Source organism: Rhodococcus sp. P3_B8 (assembly GCF_056402775.1).
In genome coordinates, this window is record NZ_JBFUGT010000513.1 from 1 (window position 1) to 3,758 (window position 3,758).

4 protein-coding genes and 1 pseudogene are annotated in these 3,758 nt (G+C 68.5%); 1 reads left to right on the forward strand and 4 read right to left on the reverse strand.

Annotated elements, in window-relative coordinates; genetic code table 11:
• Positions 1-396: pseudogene (locus tag AC1D1G_RS43785) on the forward strand (acetyl-CoA C-acyltransferase); the annotation flags it as partial.
• 66 nt (positions 397-462) lie between these two features.
• On the opposite strand, the gene AC1D1G_RS43790 reads toward AC1D1G_RS43785, so the two are convergent.
• From AC1D1G_RS43790 to AC1D1G_RS43805, 4 genes are all read right to left on the reverse strand, one after another.
• Positions 463-783, reverse strand: coding sequence for a DUF1330 domain-containing protein (locus AC1D1G_RS43790; protein WP_280781525.1), 321 nt, complete (start codon positions 781-783; stop codon positions 463-465).
• 136 nt (positions 784-919) lie between these two features.
• Positions 920-1,774 carry a Bax inhibitor-1/YccA family protein gene (locus AC1D1G_RS43795; RefSeq protein ID WP_280781524.1) on the reverse strand — a complete coding sequence of 285 codons (855 nt, stop codon included), beginning with the start codon at positions 1,772-1,774 and terminating at the stop codon, positions 920-922.
• A 165-nt stretch (positions 1,775-1,939) separates the two neighbouring features.
• Positions 1,940-3,082, reverse strand: a complete 1,143-nt coding sequence (locus tag AC1D1G_RS43800) for a class I SAM-dependent methyltransferase (RefSeq protein ID WP_283352451.1) — start codon at positions 3,080-3,082, stop codon at positions 1,940-1,942.
• 1 nt (position 3,083) lies between these two features.
• A partial coding sequence (locus tag AC1D1G_RS43805) for a nitroreductase (protein ID WP_477956773.1) occupies positions 3,084-3,758 on the reverse strand: 675 nt, incomplete at its 5' end.

Genomic DNA, 3,758 nt, shown 5'->3' on the forward strand with positions numbered 1-3,758 from the left:
AAGGCCAAGGCCCTCGGCCTGACGCCGCTGGCCCGCATCGTGTCCACCGGGGTGTCCGGACTGTCCCCCGAGATCATGGGTCTCGGCCCGATCGAGGCCGTCAAGAAGGCCCTCGCCATCGCCGGCAAGTCCATCTCCGACATCGACCTGTTCGAGATCAACGAGGCGTTCGCGGTCCAGGTTCTCGGATCGGCTCGCGAACTGAAGATCGACGAGGACAAGCTGAACATCTCCGGCGGCGCCATCGCCCTCGGTCACCCGTTCGGCATGACCGGCGCCCGCATCACCAACACCCTGCTCAACAACCTCCGCGAACAGGACAAGACGTTCGGCGTCGAGACCATGTGCGTCGGCGGCGGGCAGGGCATGGCCATGGTCCTCGAGCGCCTGAGCTAGGCCCTCCGGGCCCGTGCGCCTTTTTGGTAGCGGTAGCGACCACAAAGGCGCACGGGCGCGAAGCGCCTACCCGAGGATGTCGGTGGCCTTGTGGTCGGCGTCGACGCCGTCGGCCATGACCACCAGTCCGTCGGAATGCTCGGCGCGGAGCGGGAGGATCTCCCGGTACGCGTCGGACGTGTACCAGCCTTCGAGGTGCTCGCGGTCGGGGAACTCGATGACGATGAACGCGCCGTCGGACGTTCCCTCGACCACGTCCTGGCGTCCGCCGTGGACGATGAACTTGCCGGAGAACGGGCGGAGGGTGCCGTCGATGCGTTCGAGGTATTCGACGATCTGCGGACCCATGTCGACGTTCTCGAGGTGGGCCATTCCGTACGCGCTCATGTCGTGCTCCTTCGAGTGGCTGGTTGCTGCACACGACATTCCTCCGCCGGGGTACGCGCGTCGATTACCTCCGAGGTAATCGAACCGGGCCCGCACAACAGAGAAGGCCCCCCTGGGGGGCCTTCTCGTGGAACTGCTAGTCGCTGTTGAAGTAGCTCAGGAGTCGCAGGATCTCGACGTACAGCCACACGAGGGTGACGGTCAGTCCGAATGCGACGCCCCATGCGGCCTTCTCCGGCGCCTGGGCGCGGATCAGCTGGTCGGCGGCGTCGAAGTCCAGCAGGAAGCTGAATGCGGCGATGCCGATGCAGACGAGGCTGAAGATGATCGCCACGGGACCGCCGTCGCGGAGGCCGAGGCCGCCTTCGGTGAAGAAGCTGGCGATCACATTGCCGAGGGCGAGGACGACGACACCGATGAGGGCGCCGATGATCATCCGTGTCAGGCGGGGTGTGACTCGGATCGCGCCCGTCTTGTAGACGACGAGCATGCCGAAGAACACGCCGAACGTGCCGAGTACGGCCTGGGCGATGAGCGCCGCTCCGCCGACTCCACCGAACGTGATGTCGGTGAACATGAACGACAGGGCGCCGAGGAACAGACCCTCCGCCACCGCGTAGGCGAGAACGATGCCCGGGTTGTCCATCTTGCGGCCGAACGTGGCCACGAGGACCAGCACGAGACCGACGAGGCCACCACCGATGACCAGCGGGGTCGCGAGGTTCGCGTCGTTGCTCACCAGGAAGTAGGAGATGATCGCCGATACCGTGAGCACGCCGAGCGTGACACCCGTCTTGGTGACGACGTCGTCGATGGTCATCGAACGGTAGTCGGGGCCCGTCCGGTAGGGCTCGGCCTGCGTGTACTGGGGCTGGCCGAACTGCTGCGTGACCTGCGCTGCGCCGGCCGTCGTAGATCCGAACGAGGCGTATCCGCCGCTGCCCTCTTGTTTGGGCAGGTTGCGGAACACCGGGTTACTGGTGGTGCGCACCGTGCACATCCCTTCTCGTGGCTCGCCGGGTGGATCCGGGTTTCTTGTACGTTGAACGTCCCGCACCCACCGCAAGTTCCCGTTCGTCGMTTTCGGGTCGGACAATTCGGACTCTACCGGTGCCGTGGGGACACCCGCCAGACGAGGCACGGGTCGGCGCGGCGGTCAGGCCACCGATCGGGTGACGGTGAATTTGGGATTCCGGCCGACGACGTCCGTTGGACCGACGAGCCGCTGCAACCGGCCCCGGTACCCGAGATGCGAGTTGTACACGGTCCACAGCTCTCCGCCGGGCCGGAGCACCCGCCCGGCTTCGGTGAACATCTTCGACGCGCCGCCGGTGTGGACGGCCGCGCCGACGTGGAACGGCGGGTTGCACAGGACGACGTCCTGGCTGTCGGTGGCGAGGGTGGACATGGCGTCGTCGCGCAGCGTGCTGACCCGTCCGTCGAGTCCGTTGGCGCGGGCGGTGGCGGCCGCCGACGCCACCGCGGCCGACGACTGGTCGGTGGCGATTACCGACACTTCCGGGAGGAGCCGGGCGAGGCTGACGGCGAGAATGCCCGTTCCGCAGCCGAGGTCGACCGCGGCCCGCGCGCCGGGGTTCACGCGGGGAAGGAAGTCGAGGAGGTACCGGGTCCCGATGTCCAGCTTGGGGCCGGCGAACGCGGCCCCGTACGAGACGACGTCCAGCCCGATCTCGGCGAGATGATCGGTGACGGGGTATGTCTGCTGCGCAACCTCCACCGGGCCACTCGCGATCAGCACCCGCGACTTCTGCCTGCCGAGGGTCGCGCGGACGTCGGAGAACGAACGCCCGAGCACGTCGTTCATGGCGGTCGAGATGTGCTTGTTGCGTCCGCCCGCGTAGACGACGACGGACGGGTCGGCGTGGCGGGCGATCGCCTCGGCGACCTCGGTGAGTTCGGCGAGGCTCCGCGGCAGCTGCATCAGCACGACCGTTGCGCCCGCGAGCAGCTCCTCACCGAGCGCACACGCCCGGTAGCGGTCGGCGAGCCCGACCGTCGCGGCGTTGGCGGCGAGCGCCAGTTCGCCGGTCAGCGGGTCCTGGTGCACGCGGATCCCGGTGGAGCCGTGCGTCGCCGCGGCGCCGAGGGTGAGCGCACCGTAGTGGTCGCCGATCACGGCGAGCGCACCGGCAGGTGCCGCCGACAGGGCCGCCGCGGCCTCGTCGAGGATCAGCCGGTCGGCGGCGTCGACGGCCGTCAGGTTGGGGGCCTCGACGTCGGGACGGCGGCGGAGGCGGGCGAACAGTGCGTCCCGGTCGAACACTTCGGAGTCGAGCACGTTACTGCGACACCCACTGCGCGACGTTGGCGACGGGTTCCCGGTGGGTGCGGAATCCGTTGACGGGGTTCTCGGTGTCGGGGTAGCCGAACGAGATCGCGCAGACGACCCTGCGGTCCTCGTCGAGCGAGAAGAAGTCGTGGATGAACCGCGAACTTCCCGCGACGGCGGCCTGCGGGATGGTCGCGACCCCGAGGCTCTGCGCGGCGAGGAGGAACGTCTCGACGTACAGGCCGCAGTCCACGGCGCCGTACGTGCCGAGTGCCTCGTGGGTGGTGACGATCGCGACGTGTGGCGCGCCGAACAGGTCGAAGTTCTTCATCGTCTGCTCGGCCGACGCGGCCCGGTCGCCGGGCGCGATGCCGACGCTGGAGTACAGCTGCATGGCGCACTCCCGGCGGCGTTGCTTGTGCTCGCCGACGTATTCGCGGGGCCACTCGAAGTCGGACTCCTGCGGGTGGGTGCGGACGTACTCCGCCAGCCCGGAACGGAACCGCTCGGTCCCCTCCCCCTCGGTGATCGCGACCTGCCACGGCTGCGTGTTGCACCACGACGGCGTCTGCTGCGCGAGCTCGAGGATCCTCTCGATCACGTCGCGCGGCACCTGCGTCGGTAGGTAAGCCCTGCAACTGATCCGCGCGTCGAGGAGCTGGGCGAGGGTCCGCTCGGCCAGGCT

Excerpts from the sequence above, each read along its gene's own strand:
- AC1D1G_RS43790 (WP_280781525.1), bottom strand. The coding sequence starts at position 783 with ATGAGCGCGTACGGAATGGCCCACCTCGAGAACGTCGACATGGGTCCG.